The organism is Exiguobacterium artemiae 255-15, from assembly GCF_000019905.1.
In the GTDB taxonomy this organism is placed as follows: domain Bacteria; phylum Bacillota; class Bacilli; order Exiguobacteriales; family Exiguobacteriaceae; genus Exiguobacterium_A; species Exiguobacterium_A artemiae.
In genome coordinates this window covers 2,078,148-2,096,722 of sequence record NC_010556.1, presented here as the reverse complement: position 1 = coordinate 2,096,722, position 18,575 = coordinate 2,078,148, and the positions used below count along the sequence as shown (strand labels likewise).

Genomic DNA, 18,575 nt, shown 5'->3' with positions numbered 1-18,575 from the left:
CATGCATATCGTAGTTGTCGGTTTAAATAATAAGACGGCGCCTGTATCAATCCGCGAACAAGTCTCATTTGGGGAACATGAGATGAAGGGAGCGGTCGTTGCGCTACGTGACGAAAAAAGTATTTTCGAGAGCGTCATCGTTTCGACATGCAACCGGACGGAATTATATGTCGTTACGGATCAGCCGCATACAGGGCGTTATTATACAAAACGTTTTTTGGCGAACTGGTTTGGTTTGACGATGGAAGAACTGGAGCCGTATTTGTTCATCCACGAGGGATTTGACGCAATGAAGCATCTTTTCCGGGTGACAAGCGGACTCGACTCGATGATTGTCGGTGAAACACAGATTCTCGGGCAAGTGAAAACGAGTTTCTTTACGGCACAAAAACTCGAGACGACAGGAACAGTTTTCAATAAATTATTTAAAGAAGCCGTGACGCTTGCAAAACGGGCACATGCGGAAACAGGAATCGGTGAAAATGCGGTTTCAGTCAGCGCAGCTGCCGTAACATTGGCGGAACAGTTACTTGGATCGCTCGAAGACAAATCGATCGTGGTCATCGGTGCCGGAGAAACAGGCGAATTGACGACACTTAACTTGTATGAAGCGGGTGCCCGTGATATCACCGTCTTTAACCGGACGCTAGCCAAAGCCGAAGAAGTGGCGAATCGTTTCGAAGGATCCGCACATTCGATCAATGAAATGCAATGCGGTCTGCTTCGGGCTGACATCGTTATTTCTTCAACCGGAGCAAAACGAGCAATCATCAAACGTGAAGACATTGCTGCAGCCCAATTGTTCCGAAGTGATCGTCCCTTCCTGTTGATCGATATCGCGGTTCCACGTGATATCGAACCGACTGCAGGTGACTTGCCGGGCGTTCATTTATACGATGTCGATGATTTGACGTCAATCGTCCAGCAAAACATGGCAGAACGAATGAAGGAAGCTGCAAAAATCGAACGGCGGATTGAAGCTGCGATTGCTGAGTTCGAAGGATGGATGACGACGCTTGGTGTCGTTCCGATCATTACGGAACTCCGTGATCAGTCGCTTAAAATCCAGCAAGAGACGATGCAGAGTCTGGAGCGGAAGTTGCCGAATATGACAAATCGGGAAAAAACCGTGATCGGAAAACACATGAAATCGATCATCAATCAACTGCTTCGCGAACCATTATCCTATATTAAAGATGCAGCCGCGAAACCAGATGCCGAGCAACGGATTGCGCAGTTCATGGATACGTTTGCATTAGACGAAGAGTTGTTTGATAGTGCCGCCGAGGAAATGGTGTTACAAGAAGAAACAACAGCCGAACGGAAAGCTGTGAATCGGTGAACATAGACCGAATTGTGTTACAATAGAAAAGCATGGGGCGGACTTGTGCCGCCCCTTTATTATTGTACAGGGGGATTTCAGCATGCGAAAAATCATAGTAGGTTCACGTAGTTCAAAACTTGCGATGACACAAACGAAATGGGTCATCGAGCAATTGAAACAAGCAGGTGCACCATACGAATTCGAAATCAAGAACATCATCACGAAGGGTGACCGCATCCTTGACGTGACACTATCTAAAGTTGGTGGTAAAGGATTGTTCGTCAAAGAAATCGAACAACAGATGATTGACGAAGACATTGATTTTGCCGTGCATAGCATGAAAGATCTCCCGTCTGAATTACCGACAGGACTCATCATTGGTGCGACACCTTCACGAGTCGATGCACGAGATGCTTTGATTACGACGACAGGTGGCGGACTGGACTCGCTTCCGGAAGGGGCAATTGTCGGAACGAGCAGCTTACGCCGCGGTTCCCAATTACTCAAATTACGCCCGGATTTAAAAATCGAATCGATCCGCGGGAACATCGATACACGTCTTGAAAAGCTGAAGACAGGTCCGTTTGACGGTATCCTGCTTGCGGCTGCCGGTCTGCAACGGATGGGCTGGTCAGAAGACATTGTTTCGGAATACATTTCAACCGACGATATGATTCCGGCGGTCGGACAAGGGATTTTGGCAATCGAATGCCGGGCGAACGATCAAGAAGTCCGCGACTTGCTGAATTTGATCCACGATCAGATGACAGAAAAAGTAGCTTTCGCCGAGCGCTCGTTCTTGGCGGCAATCGAAGGAAGCTGTCATGTTCCGGTCGGCGGATTCGCGACGATTAATGAAGACTTATCGACAACACTCGTCGGATTCCTTGGTTCAGTCGACGGTCAACAAATCCTGCTCGAACGGGAAACATCACTTGATCCGATGCAACTCGGTCAAACGGTTGCGACGCGTCTTCTCGATGCAGGTGGTCGTGAGATTCTCGCATCTTTACCGGATGACCTGTAAGCGCCTGGTGTTGACGGGAAGCCGTCGACCGACTGCGGAGCAGGTGGAGCGTTTGACAGCACAGCGGATTGAAGTCGTCCATCATCCGGTCATCGAAACGATTCCGGTCGATTTTCAGTTGCCGGCGGAACTCGATTGGCTGATTGTGACAAGTCCGACCGGCGTCGAACGCATCCAGTCAGAGCTTCCGTTCTTGCAACATACGAAGATTGCAGTCGTCGGATCAAAAACGGCGGCGGCGTTAATCAAGCAGGGACGAACACCTGATTTCATCCCGTCCGCTTTTACAGGGGATGTACTGGTTGAAGAATTACGGCCGCTTCTCCGGACAGGACAACGCATCTGTTTTGCCCGCGGGAACCGGTCACGTCAAGAACCGCTCGAACGATTAAAGAATGCCGTTGCGGCTGAAGTGTTGGAAGTCATCACGTACGAAACAAAGTTGCGGGTGATTCCACCTGATCTGTTGCAACAGACTGCGTATATTGGTTTACAAAGTCCTTCAGCTGTCGAAGCGATTGCTCCATTGTGTCAAGAGACGACGGCGACTTACGTGACCATCGGACCGATTACCGAGCAAGCCGCTCGACGTTTCGGTTTGACACCACTTTTGGTCGCTGCCGTCTATACACTCGACGGACTGATTGACTGTATTTTAGAGGAGGAACTGTTATGAATACATTAGAATTCGCACGTCATCGCCGCTTGCGGAATACAGCATCATTGCGCTCACTCGTCCGGGAAAATCATCTCCACAAAACTGATTTGATTTATCCGTTGTTTGTCGCAGAAGGGGAAGACATCAAACGGGAAGTCAGCTCGATGCCCGGCGTATTCAACCTTTCACTCGACCATCTTGAAGCAGAAATCAAGGAAGTCGTTTCACTTGGTATTGAATCGGTCATCCTGTTTGGTGTTCCGCACGATCACTTAAAAGATGAACAGGGGACAGGGGCATTCCATGATCACGGGATCGTTCAAGAAGCGACGCGACTCGTTAAAAAAGTCGCACCGCAACTGACGGTCATCGCGGATACATGTCTATGCGAATATACGTCAACCGGACACTGCGGCATCGTCGCCGACGGAACGGTCGATAACGATGCGTCACTTCCGTTGCACGTCCAAACAGCAGTGTCTCAAGCGCGTGCCGGTGCCGACATCATCGCACCATCTTCCATGATGGACGGATTTGTCGCGGCGATCCGCCAAGGACTCGATGAGAATGGATTCAGCCATATCCCGGTCATGAGTTACGGCGTCAAGTATGCTTCCGCTTATTACGGACCGTTCCGTGATGCGGCAAACTCGGCACCTGGTGAAGGGGACCGCAAAGGGTATCAAATGGATCCGGCTAACCGTCGGGAAGCATTCCGTGAAGCGACAGCAGATGTCGAGCAGGGTGCCGACTTCATGATCGTCAAACCGGCTCTCGCCTTTATGGATATCATTCGGGATGTCCGGGAACGGGTAGACTTACCAATCGTCGCGTATAACGTATCGGGTGAATATGCGATGGTCAAGGCTGCTGCGTTAAACGGCTGGATTGACGAAGAACGTATTGTCATGGAAACGATGCTCGGCTTTAAACGGGCCGGAGCCGATTTAATCATCACCTATTTCGCGAAAGACATTTGCCGTTACTTGGAGGGGTCGAAATGAGCTTAACGAATCAAAATTCAAAATCAAAAGCCGCGTTTGAGCGGGCCTTACCGCTCATGCCGGGCGGTGTCAACAGCCCGGTTCGCGCGTATAAATCAGTCGGCATGACACCGATTTTTGCAGAACGTGCGCAAGGATCACGTCTGTACGATATCGACGGAAAAGAATACATCGACTATGTTTTATCATGGGGACCGATGATTCTTGGTCATGCTGATCCGATCGTTACGGCTGCCATTCAAGAGCAGGCGACACGTGGATGGAGCTACGGCACACCAACCGAAATCGAGTCGGCGATGGCGGAAGTCGTCATCAGCCGTGTCCCGTCGGTTGAAGTCGTCCGAATGGTCAACTCCGGAACGGAAGCGACGATGGCTGCGCTTCGTCTCGCACGCGGATATACAGGAAAAACAAAAATCCTGAAATTCGAAGGCTGTTATCACGGTCACGGCGATTCACTGTTGATTAAAGCCGGATCAGGCGTTGCGACACTCGGACTGCCGGATTCACCGGGTGTACCGGCACAAATTGCCAGTATGACATTGACAGTGCCGTATAATGACATGGATGCGGTTCGGATTGCATTTGAAAAACACGGCGACGATATCGCCGGTGTCATCGTCGAACCTGCAGCCGGAAACATGGGCTTCGTGCCACCACAACCGGGCTTCCTCGAAGGACTGCGCGAAATCACGGAACAGCACGGCACACTGTTGATCTTTGATGAAGTCATGACCGGTTTCCGCGTCGGCTTCAATTGTGCCCAAGGACATTTCGGTGTCACACCGGATATCACATGTCTCGGTAAGGTCATCGGTGGCGGTATGCCGGTCGGTGCTTACGGCGGACGTCGCGATATCATGGAACAAATCGCGCCGCAAGGTCCGATTTATCAAGCCGGTACATTATCAGGTAATCCGCTTGCGATGGCGGCAGGACTTGCGACATTAACGCAACTGAAACCGGAACACTACGAAGAGTTTGACCGGAAAGCCAACCGTTTGTCGGAAGGGTATCTCGCAGCAGCTGCGAAATACAATATTCCATTGACGACGAACCGCGCCGGTGCGATGTTCGGTGTCTTCTTCACGGATCAGCCGGTGACGAACTTCGAACAAGCGAAATCATCGAATCTCGACATGTTCCGTTCGTATTATCAAAAGATGGCGGCACGCGGTGTCTTCTTACCACCGTCACAATTTGAAGGACTCTTCTTATCGACCGTTCATACGGACGACGATATCGAACAGACACTTGCAGCGGTCGAGCTGACGTTCAAGGAATTGCAACTCGAATTTAATCGTTAAGCAGTTCTTGACGCGCTACGGACGTCTCGGATAAAATGAAGAAAGATTAATTTGGAAAACAGCGATGACGGGAAGAGTAGTCAATCAACGGACTGTTATGAGAGAACACATCCATGGCTGAGAGATGTGACAGGACGTCCTGATGAAGGTCACCCCACGAGCTGGTCTCGTAAGCAACAGCAAGCGAGATCCGGATTGCCGCACGTTACGCGGGCTAGAGGGCACTCTGCAAAGAGTGAACTAAGGTGGTACCGCGGAAGAGCAACGGCTTCTTTCGTCCTTAGATGAGGACGAGAGAAGCCGTTTTTATTATGGATTAAAGGAGCGATTCAGATGCAGGAATTATCAATGCCAACAAAATATGATCCGCAGGCAACGGAAGAAAAATGGTACGACTTTTGGATGAAAGGGGAATACTTCAAAGCCGATCAGGATCCGGAAAAAGCACCGTATACGATCGTCATCCCGCCACCGAACGTCACCGGGAAATTACACCTCGGTCATGCCTGGGATACAACACTTCAGGATATGCTGACACGGATGAAACGGATGCAAGGTTTCGACGTCTTGTACCTGCCGGGAATGGACCACGCCGGAATCGCGACGCAAGCCAAAGTCGAACAGAAGCTCCGGGCGGAAGGAAAGTCACGTCTTGAAATGGGACGTGAGAAGTTCCTTGAACAATCATGGGCATGGAAAGAAGAATATGCTTCAACAATCCGCGAGCAATGGTCGAAACTCGGACTCGGACTCGATTATTCACGGGAACGGTTTACACTCGATGAAGGTTTGTCGGAAGCGGTTCAAGAAGTGTTCGTTAAATTGTATGAAAAAGGCTTGATCTACCGTGGTGAATACATCGTTAACTGGGATCCGGCGACGAAAACAGCCATCTCGGATATCGAGGTCATTTATAAAGACATCGAAGGTGCTTTCTATCACTTCAGTTATCCGTTGACGGACGGAAGCGGTCACGTCGAACTGGCGACGACGCGTCCGGAAACGATGCTCGGCGATACAGCGATTGCCGTCAATCCGAAAGATGAGCGTTATGAACACCTCGTCGGAAAAACAATCACGTTACCAATCGTCGGCCGGGAAATCCCGATTGTTGCCGATGAGTACGTTGATATGGAGTTTGGGACAGGTGTCGTTAAAATCACGCCGGCCCACGACCCGAACGACTTTGAAGTTGGAAACCGTCATGATTTACCGCGTGTCCTCGTCATGAACGAAGACGGCACGATGAACGAAAATGCCGGCAAATATGAAGGCATGGATCGTTTCGAATGCCGTAAGCAGATTGTCGAAGATCTGAAAGAATCAGGTGTCCTGATCAAAGTCGAACCGCATCTGCATTCCGTCGGTCACTCGGAACGGTCGGACGCGATTGTCGAGCCGTACTTGTCGCTCCAATGGTTTGTTAAAATGGAACCGCTCGCTGAAAAAGCATTACAAGAGCAACAAGGGGAAGACAAAATCAACTTTATTCCGCAACGTTTCGAAAACACATATGTCCGCTGGATGGAAAACATCCGTGACTGGTGTGTCAGCCGTCAGCTTTGGTGGGGTCACCGGATTCCGGCCTGGTACCACAAAGAAACGGGCGAAGTCTACGTCGGCAAAGAAGCTCCGGCTGATCTCGAAAACTGGGAACAGGACAATGATGTGCTTGATACATGGTTCTCATCCGCCCTTTGGCCGTTCTCGACGATGGGCTGGCCAAACGAAGGTGCAGCTGATTATCAGAAGTACTTCCCGACGTCAACACTCGTAACGGGTTACGATATCATCGCTTTCTGGGTCTCACGGATGATCTTCCAATCGTATGAATTCACAGGCGAACGTCCATTCAATGATGTCTTGATTCACGGCTTGATCCGTGACTCCGAGGGACGGAAAATGTCGAAATCACTCGGTAACGGGATTGATCCGATGGATGTCATCGAGAAATACGGTGCGGATTCGCTGCGCTGGTTCTTAACGACCGGTTCAACACCAGGAAACGATTTACGTTTCTACTGGGAGAAAATCGAAGCGACATGGAACTTCTCGAACAAATTGTGGAACGCGAGCCGCTTTGCCTTGATGAACATGGATAGACTGACGCATGAGCAAATTGATCTGTCCGGTGAGAAATCACTTGCCGATCAATGGATTCTGACACGTCTGAACACGACGATTGATGATGTGACGCGTCTGTCAGACAAATATGAGTTTGGTGAAGCAGGTCGCGTTCTGTATCACTTCATCTGGGAAGACTTCTGTAACTGGTACATCGAGATGGCGAAGTTGCCGTTAAACGGTGAGGACGAAGCAGCGAAATTGACGACACGTTCGATTCTTGCCTATACGCTTGATCAAATCATGCGTCTGATGCATCCGTTCATGCCGTTCATCACGGAAGAAATCTGGCAGCACTTACCGCACGAAGGCGAAACAGTTACACGTGCCGCTTGGCCGACACGGAACGATTCACTGGATTTCCCAAAAGCTGTTCCGGCATTTGAAGCCGTTCAGAACGTCATCCGTTCAGTCCGGAACATCCGGGCTGAAGTCAACGCACCGATGTCGAAACAAATTCAGTTGATGATTGCAACGAGTGACGATCAAGTCCAGCATGATTTAGAAACAAATCTGTCGTACTTGAAAAAGTTCACGAATGCGTCAGAATTGCTCGTTGAACGCAATATGACAGCACCGGAAAAGGCGATGAGTGCCATCGTGACGGGAGCAGAATTGTTCATTCCACTTGCTGACTTGATCAACATCGAAGAAGAAATCGCTCGTCTGAACAAAGAACTCGTCAAGTATACAAAAGAAGTCGAACGGGTCGAGAAAAAACTCAACAACCCGGGATTTGTCGGGAAAGCACCGGCACATGTCATTGAAGAAGAACAAGCAAAAGCACAAGACTATAAAGAGAAGCGGGCGGCAGTTGAAGTCCGAATCAGCGAACTCGCAAAATAATCTTAACAGTGGCTCAAGTTTTCTTGAGTCACTTTTTTTGAAGGAGTGAACCAAGCGTGAGAACACGAGAAGATGTGTTGGAATGGTTATCGGCGTTACTGGCATTTGGCATCAAACCGGGACTGAGTCGGATGGAAGCATTACTGGCGGAACTTATGATTGATCCGGATGCGATTCCGACGATTCATGTCGCGGGAACAAACGGAAAGGGATCAACGGTCGCTTTTTTGCGGGAGATGGGTGTAGCCGAAGGATTGCAAGTCGGAACCTTTACGTCACCGTATATCATTCAGTTCGAGGAACGGATCATGTTGAACGGTGTACCAATCAGTGAAGCGGATCTGGTCGAGGCGGCTAATGTGGTTCAAGCTGCAATCCTGAAATTAGAACCGGTAATTGGGGCATTGACGGAATTTGAAGCCTTAACGGTGCTCGCTTTTTATCATTTTTATCAAATTCGTCCTGATTTTGTGATTTATGAAGTCGGACTCGGTGGTTTGTACGATTCGACGAATGTCCTGAAGCAACCGAAAGCCGCCATTATTACTTCGATTGGGCACGACCATCAGGCTATCCTCGGAGATACGCTTCAAGAGATCGCCCTACAGAAATTCGGGATCATCAAACAAGGCACACGAGTCATTGCCGGGAAACTGCAGGAAGAATTGACGGTACCGTTGATGGCCTATTGTGGCGATCGGCAAGCGAGTCTGTCCTGGAGTCAGGAAGTGATTCGCGATTACCGGCTCAGTGCAACAGGCACGTGGGCAACCTATGAAGGCATTCCCGAGACACGGCTTGGACTGGAAGGGATGCATCAAGTCCACAACGCGGCCAATGCCGTCGTCTGTGCCAAACAACTGGGATGGTCGAAGACCGCAATCCGGCGTGGACTGCGGAATGCAACGCATCCGGGTCGGTTTGAAATCATCTCCCGTAAGCCGAGGATCATTTTGGACGGTGCCCATAATCCGGAAGGGGTGACGGCACTTGTCGAACGTTTGAAGGAAGAGTCAAAACCGGTCGTCGTCCTCTGTTCGATCTTACGGGACAAGGACCGCAAAGCGATGCTCAGGCAGTTACGGGAAGTGACACCGGATATTTACGAGACGACGTTTGATTTTCCAAGGGCGCGAACACTGGAAGAATTGGAGATGGACGGAGCGAAGGCGATGGAACTCAACAGCTTTTTCAAGGAAGTGGATACGGCTGACAAGACACTTATTGTCACGGGTTCCCTTTATTTCATCAGCACGGTTCGCACATTACTTAAGGCACAGTCTTTTACAAAAAAGGGGAAACACTGAAAGAACTTGTATACTAATGGTGGGGTAATATAGTCCTAGATTTTATGATCTTACGACGAGGAGACGATGGAGATGCAACGTTGGGTACGTCTGTTTTTAGTCAGTCTGTTGATTTTTACCAGTATTACGTATATACAACCACCACATACAAAGGCTGCAGCCGGAGAAAAGTTTAAGATTTTAGAAATCCGAGATGCCTGGTCAGCAACAAATCGGATTGATCCGAATACTGTCATCACATCCATGTTGACAGGACTGGATACGAGCCGGTACGAGATTAAGATGATGACAGTCAAGGAACTGAATGCGTCGCGTTTCCCGCTTGATGGAGCATTTGATGCGATTGTTTTTGATCCGTCAGCTTTTTCGGGAACAGACCGTTATTCGATGACTGTTTCAGATACGAAAAAAAATCATAATACGAACAAGGTTGAAAATGATATTACAAAGCTGAAAGCAAACGAGATTCAAAATGCATATGTCAAAAAAGGACTACCTGTCTTTTTGCACCAAGATGTTCTGACGCATTCGTCGAGTAACTTTACGGCAATTTTTAAAGAGACACCGGTGTATACGGATCTTTCTATCGTCATTTCAAGATTGAAACTGCAAAAGGTCGTCCGCCCTCGTTTGGAAGGCGTATCTGTTCAGCAAAAAGGAACGGCTTTGACGGGCGTCGATAAAGGAACGACAGCCGTTCCGAACGTCCCGATTGATTTTACGTACACGACGAGCGCTGAAAATACGAATCAACTTGTTCGACTGTACATTGATTTCGACAGCAATGATCAATTTGAAGAGTCGGAAAAAGTCGATGAAAAACCGGCAGGGAAAACGGGTACACTAAGCTATACTTTTGACGCGCCAAGTTATACCGGTCCACGGAATTGGATGATTCGTGTCTCAAGCAGTGATGACTTGAGGGACTACAAAACCGGCAGTTTTTTGATGAAGGATCAGGTTGCGGAAGCAAAAATTCTTCAAGTGACACGGACAGGAACGACCGGATCCATCAATGGATTTATGAATACTGGAACGTTACTGAAGCAGGATGGATTTTATGACTTTAATGTCGAAGTCATCACTGCAGACACATTTAATCAAACGTATTCGACTAAGAATTTAAATACGGCTTACGATATGTTGATTTTTGGTTTTCAAGATTCTTATGGTGCCGCATCTTTGAGTGACGCTGCATCGAACGCGATCCTTGGGTTTACGAACACGGGACAAGGTCTGATGTTGTCCCACGATACGATTTTTAGACCGAATCAATCAGCAAGTCCTGAACTGTTTTGGGAGAAGAAGTTTGCCGGACTCGCCGGACAGAAAAACTTTACCAACATGGGATACGCAGCACCACGGACGTCAGGTCAAGCTGTTAAACAAAACGATGGTGTCATGACGTCGTATCCCTTTACGTTAGGTAATAGTGTTCAGATTGCGACGACCCACAACCAATATTTTGGTTTGGACTTAGAACAACCGGACTTGATTCCATGGTATAACATTCGTGAAAATAACCTTGCTTCGACAAATCAGGATGCTGGACGTACGATCGGTGATGCCCGAAATCATTATTATATGTATACAAAAGGGAATGTCACCTATTCCGGAGCGGGACATACTTCGACCTTCAACCAGCAACAGGAAAAAGAGTTGTTCTCGAACACGATGTACCGTGCTTTCATTGGTGCCAACCACAAACCGCTTCTGAAAAATATTTTGCCGGAAAATCAGGCGAGTTATTTAGACAACGAACCACTCACTATCTCATACAAAGTGAACGACTATGACTTACGGGACCGTGAATTAAAAACACGTATTTATATCGACAATGAAAAAGTGTATGAGAATGATAAATTGAAAAACAATTCCTTTGTCAGTGAGACGTTTACCGGGAAATTAGCTGGTAAGACGTCAGCAGTAATTCGGATTGAAGCGGAAGATCAACGTGGCGCGAAGACGATTGAAACACGGACGATTCAAGTCGTTCAGCCGTCCGCCTCATCTCCGTTTACGTTGTCACGTTCGATTGATCCGGCGACGATTCCACAAGGGGAAACAGCAGACATCACCTATACCGTCAAAACGAGTCCGATGCTTCAAAAAGATGCCATCGGAAATAATGGATATATCATGGGTCAATTCTCTGTCACGATGGAAGATATCCTATTCAGTGAAGATTTCCCAGGGAATGTCGAGGTGATCTCAGCGACAGGGCTCGGTAACGTGAAGATCGTCAATCAAAAGTTGACAGGGAACGTGCCGGATATCGAATATGATGAAGCAATTGCAGGTGTTCAAAAAGGATTGTGGATTGCCAAACCATCTGAGCTGACCTTTACCGTAAAGGTCCGGGCAAAAGATGCAGCCGGTGTTCATCTGTTTGATAAAAAAGATAATTCGATGACTTCAACGAAAACGGTCTACCGTGATAAGAAAAATGGAGTCGATAAATCAAAGTCCGTTGCAAATGATGCGCAAGCTTTTCCGACGTTAGGGTATGCACTGTCGACACGTTATGCGACAGAAGCCAAAATCCCATCAGTCCGTATCGATATCAATACCCCGTCTTATAAAGTCTTGCCTGACATCAATCCGGCAGGCAGTCAATACGGGACGTTGAAATGGTCGATTGCAGATACGAGTATTGCGACGATCAACCAAGAGGGAATCATTGTACCGAAAAAAATCGGTACGACGGATATCAAATTGATTGTACCTGTCGCAAATGGCAAAGAACTTGTCGCAACATCCAAATTGACCATCAATGATGTATTTGGCGGATTGATTGTCCGTGATGTGCCAAATGTGTTGTACGTGGGGCAAACGAAAGCGATGACAGGGGATGCCATCATGTTGTCCGGAACAGATGCCCCAATCAAATGGATCGTGACGAATCCTGGATTTGTTGAATCAAAAGGAAAAGACACCGATACGTTGAGCTTAACGGGCATTAAACCCGGTATGCTGACCGTTCAAGCGGTCGTGCCAGCAACTGCAGGCGCAACGACCTACTTGGCGCAATCACAAGTCTATACGATCGAAGTCAAGGTTCCGGAACTAACTGTGAATCCAAGCAACTTGGAACTATGGGTCGGGACGACAAAGGATGTGACGGCAACATTTTCACCGGATATCCGTTTACCGTTTGTTCTTTCTAAAATCAGTGATGCCATTGAACTGACTGCGGCCGGTACCGGATACACCGTCAAAGGATTGACCGGGACTCCAAACGGTCCGATTGATGTACTGTTACAGTTAAAAGATTTCCCAGATACGCAAGCGATCACTAAAATCAATGTGCGTGAAAATCCACTGACATTGACGGCGAATGATTTGACGATGACATTACAAGATGATCAAAAACGCCCGCTTCTCAATTGGCTACCCGTTACGACGACGGAACGTTTCTATCGTCTCGAAGTCTTGCAAGGAAAAGAATACGTCAAGACGGATGCGACTGCTCAGACGCTGAAGGCACTTCGTCCGGGTGTTGCCCGCGTCAAGGTCACTGCCTTAAAAGAAGACAAGACTGTTTTTGAAGTATTGAAAGACGGAGAAAAAGAAAAGCAACCGTTGACGACAACGTTTAAAGTCACGATTTCATCTGAGGAATCGGCGGGAGAAAGTGATACGGATGTGTATTAAAGAGGAGCCAACGACGTGACACGAAAAAAAATCATGATCGTCGTTCTCCTGTTCTTGATTGGAATCGGAGGAACGACGTATCTGTTAATCGATTATCGAAATCAACAAACCTTTGAAGCAAGCCTCAAGGCAAGTGATGCCAATAAGTTGCAACAAGCAGCAGAAGCTGTCAATTTATCGACAAAAGAACGAAACCGGTATATCCGGCAGTTTCAAGAAACACTCGAGTACGACAAAGCACTCGTCCTGTTGGACCGGACAAGTGCTAAAAATCAAACCAATTGGTTTTATGTCGCACAGTTTGCTCCGACGAATGTCGTAGCGGATTGGTTGCAAGCAGGCGCGTCCGTCCGACAAGTGAACAAGGAACGACAAAATGTGTTACATGTCGCAACAAGTGTCAATCGTTCGGTCGATGCCTACGCGTTACTCGTCAAACAAGCAACGAAACGCGAATTGAACCAGCAGGATCGATCCGGTCATACCCCACTATATTATGCAACCGTCGATCAAAACCAAGAAGCGATGGAGCTGTTACTGGCAGCGGGTGCTTCGCCGGACAAAGGGAAAGATCGCCCGATTTACGAGACCGTCAAACAAAACCGGAAAGACCTTTATCAAGTGTTAGAAAAAAGCGGCGCCTCAGCAACACGTAAACAAGTGAAACAACTGGCTGAAACGTATGGTGCAGCATCTTTTGAGTAACTGAAAAACACGACATCCGCTGTTGACGGGTGTCGTGTTTTTGTTTGTCATGGAAGCCGTTTCGGCGTCTCGACATAGAGTTGAACGGCCCGGCTGAGCGGAAGCATCGCTGTTGGATTTTGAAGAACACTCGCATCGTAAGTTAAACGAAGACGGGATTTTTCAGCATCAGCGGATTGCTTGGCCTTCATCAAGGTCTCGAGTGCTGTTACATCTTGCGGGAAACTATTTTCCGGTAAATCAAGCGTTCCGCGGTAGGCATTGACTTCGAGACTGCCTTTCGTAAAGATTCCACCTTGCAGGTTCATCGTCGAACCAACGGAATAGATTCGGTTTAGCTTTGGATCATCGCTGTATAAAAAAGCACTCATATCGGGTGTTGCGGTTTTTGGTGTTGAAAATTTATTGACGCGGTTAATCGTCAAACTTCCTTTGCTGAGAAGGATCAAGGTATTCTGACTGACTGAACTGGCAATTCCTTGAATGTTCGCATCGTCCAGGCGGCTCGAGCCCGTCGAAAACATCGTCGTCGCAAAGCTGACGTTACCGCGGATCAGTAAATTACCGAGAACAATCATCGGCCGTTTGATTTCAAGTGGTCGATCGATGGGGTTGAGGGAAGAAATCGTCAAGTTTCCGTCGATGATAAGGGGTTCAGTGGAAGCTTTGACGATGTCGTCGGTAATGGTCACCGTGTTGTTTTCTGTTGGTGCCGGTCGAATCAGTTGTTTGTCTGTACTTAGTTCGTTTAAAAATGGACCTGATAAGACAGCCTGTTTGATCGGTTGATCTCGTAAGTAACTCGATAACGTGGCGAGTGGCGTGGTACTCGGAATATCTAAAAAATCGTTTAAGGCGAATTCAAAATCAAACGGGACCAAGGCGTCTTTTGTGGCCAACAAGTCCGTTTTGACGGTCGAGTCGAATACACTTGAATCACAAGGTAAAAAATCACGACAGCTCAATAACGTTTGGTCCTTTGGCTGGAATACCTTGACTTGACCATCGATGTAAGAACGGGCCGTTTTATCCGTATACTTCCCCGAAACACCATTGTAGATAAAGTTAGGTGACGCTGATACTTGCAACGGTTCCCGGGAAAAGATATTTCCCTGAATCCGCGGGGCGCCATTTAAAATCACTTGATTGTCCGAACCTAAGATGTAGTATAAAAAACTTGGAATCGCAGACAGATAAACGCGTTGCGAATACGTTTTCCGGACTGTCGGCTGATCGCCTTTTGTTTCTTCGACCTCTGCGGTCAAATCAAATGCCTTGACCCGGATGTTCGAGGCCGCCTCGTTTAAGACGATTTTGACATTCGGTGCGGAAGCCGCAAGCTTTAAAATGATTTGATTGGTTGGATCCTTAAATAATTCGGTGGAAGAACTGGTGGGATTGGTGCCGGCTGTCGTCGCAACGATTTGTTGCAGGGCAGCGATGGCTTGATTCAATTCATTTTGTGTCGCTGATTCGACTTCGATGTTCGTGCCCCGGATTTCCGTCAACCGGGTGGATTGCAGACTGATACCGATTGTCGCCACCGCCAGTACGGACAGAACGGTTAATGTCACTAATACAAATAGTAGGGTGTAACCTTCTTCAGATTTTCGCATAGGTCGTCCTTTCTCCCTTAAAAGCCGATCGTACTCGTCAGGGTTTGTGTTTCTTCTTGATCAACGGACCGGATGGTTAAGGTAATCGTCAAGATGCCGTGAATGACATAGACACCTGGATGGTCGCCTGTGGTAATCGTGACCGTTTCCGGACGCGATAGGGTAAATGTTTTTTCAACGCGTGTCTGGTCATTGATGCTTTCGGGCGGTCCTTTATAAATCAAAGTCGTCTGTTCGGTTTGTTGCTCAGCAAATGTATAAGTGATCGGATTGACCGTCTCGTCTGTTTGGTCTTGATTGGCGTTATACGGTACAAAACCGGCCGACCGTTCAAGCAGCCCTGTTGATTGACTAATACTTGGCAGTGTTTTTTTATAAAATGACAATTGATTGAGTTCGTCAATTCGAATAGCATCAAACCCGGTGATTTCATTTAAAATCAAACCAACCGAACTGTCGGCTTCACTCCGCAACTCACTGATAATGCCGGTTGCCTGAAAGCTTTTTGTTCCCGAAATAAACACCGTTAGGATGACCGCACTAAAAATCGCAGCAATGACGATTGCGACCAGTAATTCAACGAGTGAAAACCCGTCACTTCGTTGATGGAAAACTTTGATTAAGCGTCGCATTCGTAATCGATCCTTTCAAGGAAGTAATGGGCTCTGATTGTCCGTCTGGATAGACATAAACATACAAATCGAGCAGATTGGGATCCGTTTGTCCGTTGATTTTACGTGGAGTGACACTGAACTTCACATCGAACGGTAAATTATTTATTTCGGCGTCATTGAAGATTGAGTCACAAATAGCCGATACACCACATGACGGCGTGTTCGGCGTCGGCATTACAAAAGCTCCATTCTGATAAGTTGCCTGTTGGGCTTTGGTTTTCAAGTCATTAAAAACAAAAGGACCGGACTCTGCTTCGACGGCTTCCCGCTCGATGTAGGAGGCAGCATTTTTGGCGAGATAATTGGCAAACGTCAATTTGGTGCTATCCCGGGATGCGGCGAGGGATTGGGAAAAGATACTGATTAACGATACAGAAATAATCGATAAAATCGTAATGCTGACTAATACCTCAATTAATGAAAAACCAGCTTGCTTGTTTGGCACGGATTCACCTCATGTCTAAATCAATAGGATTTCTGGACTAAAAATTAAAAAAAGGTATGTATTCACACGTAGAGAAAGTATTTGTCAGGTAGGACTTATGTTTCATCATAATATTCATTATAATGGAAATACTAGACACCTGAAATGGTTATTTCATACGGAAAGGAAACAGATGATGATAAATTTTAAACGTTTTGCCGTACATACGCTGTTGTTAGTCGCCTTAATTGCTCTGATTTATGTTCCTTCATTTGCTTTGATTTCTTTTACAGGCAAAGCAACGGTCGTCGAAAATTTTTCCGATACCGCCCGAATCGGTTCTGTTCCCGTCAGCGGATTGACACGGAAAGAAGCAAAACCGAAAGTGCAGGAAGCAGTCACGTCCTGGTCTAAAAAAACACCATTGACCGTCGGGACAGGAGAAGAAACATTGCCAATTCCGACTGAACTGGTGACATTTAAAATTGAGGAATCAATCAAACAAGCGTCCTTAAAAAAAGGTGGATCTTTAGAGGTAACTGTTGATCAAACAGCGATGGAAACCTATCTCGCCTCACAACCGATTACATATACAGAAGAGCAGGTGAAGACGTTCAACACCTGGTTAATCAAAACAAGTGAAAAATTGGAAGAAGGAAACTTTGATCCGTCTGAAACGGCAGCAGCGGTTGATCCGGCGGGTGAAGTCGTTTCGAGTGTCACGTTCATGACCCGTTCGGCAGCAGAAGAACAGATGATTGACGCGATGGCTCAAGTCGACATTAAGGCCGGTCAGTTGATGAATATTAAGACGTATGGCATGGATCCGATTGCGGCCTCCTTCATTGGCAGTAAACTGTATGAATTATTTGCGAAAACGCCATTTGAGATCGTCGAACGGATGCCACATGCGCAGTTACCGGACGATATCACGCTTGGTTATGATGTCAAGATTGACGAAAAAACCGATTTTGCCGTTCGGAACACACAAGCGGTCAACTACCAAGTCGTAGCGACGAAGAACGGGAGCGATGTCACACTTGAATTACGCGGGACACCGTTCAAAGAAACGGTTTCTGCCGTACTGGAAGCGGAAAAAACAATTCCGTACCGGACAATCACACGCTATTCTGCAACGTTATCTGCGGGAACAAGCAGTGATACGCAATCAGGCATCGAAGGAAAATCAATTGAGTTGTATCGTGTCACGAAATCAAATCAAGGAGAAGTCAAACGATTACTGGCCCTTGATTTTTATGCAGCCACACCAGCCATTGTGACGAAGAGCAGTCAAGAAGAGTTACCGCCTGTTGTCACACCACCGGCAGAAGAACCGTCAACCGACTCGACGGACGAGACGACCAATGATGAAACAACCAATGACTCGACAGATAACTCAACAACTGACTCAACGGATGGAACAACAGACGGAACGACGACACCAGAAGAACCTGTAACACCGAAGCAACCGACAACACCAGATACTCCGGATACACCAACAACAGGGGATCCGGCATCTCCAGTCGAAGATGATTCGACAGAAGGCGCTGTCGGCTGATTTTCCTAAAAGAAAAGAGGATGAACATGAACTGGACGGACTTAGCAATCGAGCTTGGCATCATTATCGGTCTTGCGACCATCATTTGTGGTTTGATGTTTGCGATTCAAATTCCTTTTGTCACGACTACAGCAGCAAAAGTGATTCTTTCATTGACGGCGCTCGTCTTGGTCACTTCCCTCTATTTAATCGTCAAGTTTGACTGGATTTCGAATCCTTTGGTCATTGCCGGTTATATCGTATTGATTCTCGTTGTAACGGCAATTACGAGTGTCGTGGATGAAAAAAAACAAAAACTGACACCACTTGACGAAGAAGAAACATGGCACGCGGAAGGATGACAACGT

14 protein-coding genes are annotated in these 18,575 nt (G+C 47.4%); 11 read left to right on the top strand and 3 right to left on the bottom strand.

Annotated features, from left to right (window positions below; translation table 11 throughout):
• The first annotated feature begins 1 nt into the window (after position 1).
• From hemA to EXIG_RS10875, 9 genes are all read left to right on the top strand, one after another.
• Complete coding sequence (gene hemA / locus EXIG_RS10915) at positions 2 to 1,342, top strand: glutamyl-tRNA reductase (protein ID WP_012371007.1); 1,341 nt, start codon at positions 2 to 4, stop codon at positions 1,340 to 1,342.
• 82 nt (positions 1,343 to 1,424) lie between these two features.
• On the top strand, positions 1,425 to 2,351 hold the full coding sequence (gene hemC / locus EXIG_RS10910; protein WP_012371006.1) for a hydroxymethylbilane synthase: 927 nt from the start codon (positions 1,425 to 1,427) through the stop codon (positions 2,349 to 2,351).
• Positions 2,341 to 3,027: a uroporphyrinogen-III synthase gene (locus EXIG_RS10905; RefSeq protein ID WP_012371005.1), complete on the top strand. Its 687-nt coding sequence runs from the start codon at positions 2,341 to 2,343 to the stop codon at positions 3,025 to 3,027. Before hemC ends, EXIG_RS10905 begins: the two co-directional genes overlap by 11 nt.
• Positions 3,024 to 4,013, top strand: a complete 990-nt coding sequence (gene hemB / locus EXIG_RS10900; RefSeq protein ID WP_012371004.1) for a porphobilinogen synthase — start codon at positions 3,024 to 3,026, stop codon at positions 4,011 to 4,013. The genes EXIG_RS10905 and hemB overlap by 4 nt, the downstream gene beginning before the upstream one ends.
• Entirely contained in the window at positions 4,010 to 5,320 is a 1,311-nt protein-coding gene (gene hemL / locus EXIG_RS10895) for a glutamate-1-semialdehyde 2,1-aminomutase (protein WP_012371003.1), read from the top strand. The genes hemB and hemL overlap by 4 nt, the downstream gene beginning before the upstream one ends.
• Before the next feature lie 327 nt (positions 5,321 to 5,647).
• Positions 5,648 to 8,290 carry a valine--tRNA ligase gene (locus EXIG_RS10890; protein WP_167315862.1) on the top strand — a complete coding sequence of 881 codons (2,643 nt, stop codon included), beginning with the start codon at positions 5,648 to 5,650 and terminating at the stop codon, positions 8,288 to 8,290.
• A 56-nt stretch (positions 8,291 to 8,346) separates the two neighbouring features.
• On the top strand, positions 8,347 to 9,597 hold the full coding sequence (locus tag EXIG_RS10885) for a bifunctional folylpolyglutamate synthase/dihydrofolate synthase (protein WP_012371001.1): 1,251 nt from the start codon (positions 8,347 to 8,349) through the stop codon (positions 9,595 to 9,597).
• Between the two features lie 72 nt (positions 9,598 to 9,669).
• On the top strand, positions 9,670 to 13,251 hold the full coding sequence (locus EXIG_RS10880) for a GEVED domain-containing protein (RefSeq protein WP_012371000.1): 3,582 nt from the start codon (positions 9,670 to 9,672) through the stop codon (positions 13,249 to 13,251).
• A gap of 15 nt (positions 13,252 to 13,266) precedes the next feature.
• On the top strand, positions 13,267 to 13,956 hold the full coding sequence (locus EXIG_RS10875; RefSeq protein ID WP_012370999.1) for an ankyrin repeat domain-containing protein: 690 nt from the start codon (positions 13,267 to 13,269) through the stop codon (positions 13,954 to 13,956).
• 47 nt (positions 13,957 to 14,003) lie between these two features.
• On the opposite strand, the gene EXIG_RS10870 is transcribed toward EXIG_RS10875, so the two are convergent.
• Genes EXIG_RS10870 through EXIG_RS10860 form a run of 3 tightly spaced genes read right to left on the bottom strand, consistent with a single transcriptional unit; the run spans position 14,004 to position 16,691 of the window.
• Positions 14,004 to 15,530: a type II secretion system protein gene (locus EXIG_RS10870; RefSeq protein WP_234944531.1), complete on the bottom strand. Its 1,527-nt coding sequence runs from the start codon at positions 15,528 to 15,530 to the stop codon at positions 14,004 to 14,006.
• A 59-nt stretch (positions 15,531 to 15,589) separates the two neighbouring features.
• On the bottom strand, positions 15,590 to 16,204 hold the full coding sequence (locus EXIG_RS10865; RefSeq protein WP_012370997.1) for a type II secretion system protein: 615 nt from the start codon (positions 16,202 to 16,204) through the stop codon (positions 15,590 to 15,592).
• Positions 16,167 to 16,691: a type IV pilus modification PilV family protein gene (locus EXIG_RS10860; RefSeq protein ID WP_012370996.1), complete on the bottom strand. Its 525-nt coding sequence runs from the start codon at positions 16,689 to 16,691 to the stop codon at positions 16,167 to 16,169. Before EXIG_RS10860 ends, EXIG_RS10865 begins: the two co-directional genes overlap by 38 nt.
• A gap of 175 nt (positions 16,692 to 16,866) precedes the next feature.
• Here EXIG_RS10860 and EXIG_RS10855 point away from each other — a divergent pair, with 175 nt between their 5' ends.
• Both EXIG_RS10855 and EXIG_RS10850 read left to right on the top strand, forming a co-directional pair.
• Positions 16,867 to 18,228 (top strand): G5 domain-containing protein, encoded by a 1,362-nt coding sequence (locus EXIG_RS10855; RefSeq protein WP_148206630.1) that lies wholly within the window; start codon positions 16,867 to 16,869, stop codon positions 18,226 to 18,228.
• A gap of 26 nt (positions 18,229 to 18,254) precedes the next feature.
• Positions 18,255 to 18,569 (top strand): hypothetical protein, encoded by a 315-nt coding sequence (locus tag EXIG_RS10850; protein ID WP_012370994.1) that lies wholly within the window; start codon positions 18,255 to 18,257, stop codon positions 18,567 to 18,569.
• The last annotated feature ends 6 nt before the right edge of the window (positions 18,570 to 18,575 follow it).

Excerpts from the sequence above, each read along its gene's own strand:
- EXIG_RS10865 (WP_012370997.1), bottom strand. The coding sequence starts at position 16,204 with ATGCGACGCTTAATCAAAGTTTTCCATCAACGAAGTGACGGGTTTTCA.
- hemC (WP_012371006.1), top strand. The coding sequence starts at position 1,425 with ATGCGAAAAATCATAGTAGGTTCACGTAGTTCAAAACTTGCGATGACA.
- hemA (WP_012371007.1), top strand. The coding sequence starts at position 2 with ATGCATATCGTAGTTGTCGGTTTAAATAATAAGACGGCGCCTGTATCA.
- EXIG_RS10880 (WP_012371000.1), top strand. The coding sequence starts at position 9,670 with ATGCAACGTTGGGTACGTCTGTTTTTAGTCAGTCTGTTGATTTTTACC.
- EXIG_RS10905 (WP_012371005.1), top strand. The coding sequence starts at position 2,341 with ATGACCTGTAAGCGCCTGGTGTTGACGGGAAGCCGTCGACCGACTGCG.
- hemL (WP_012371003.1), top strand. The coding sequence starts at position 4,010 with ATGAGCTTAACGAATCAAAATTCAAAATCAAAAGCCGCGTTTGAGCGG.
- EXIG_RS10850 (WP_012370994.1), top strand. The coding sequence starts at position 18,255 with ATGAACTGGACGGACTTAGCAATCGAGCTTGGCATCATTATCGGTCTT.
- EXIG_RS10855 (WP_148206630.1), top strand. The coding sequence starts at position 16,867 with ATGATAAATTTTAAACGTTTTGCCGTACATACGCTGTTGTTAGTCGCC.
- hemB (WP_012371004.1), top strand. The coding sequence starts at position 3,024 with ATGAATACATTAGAATTCGCACGTCATCGCCGCTTGCGGAATACAGCA.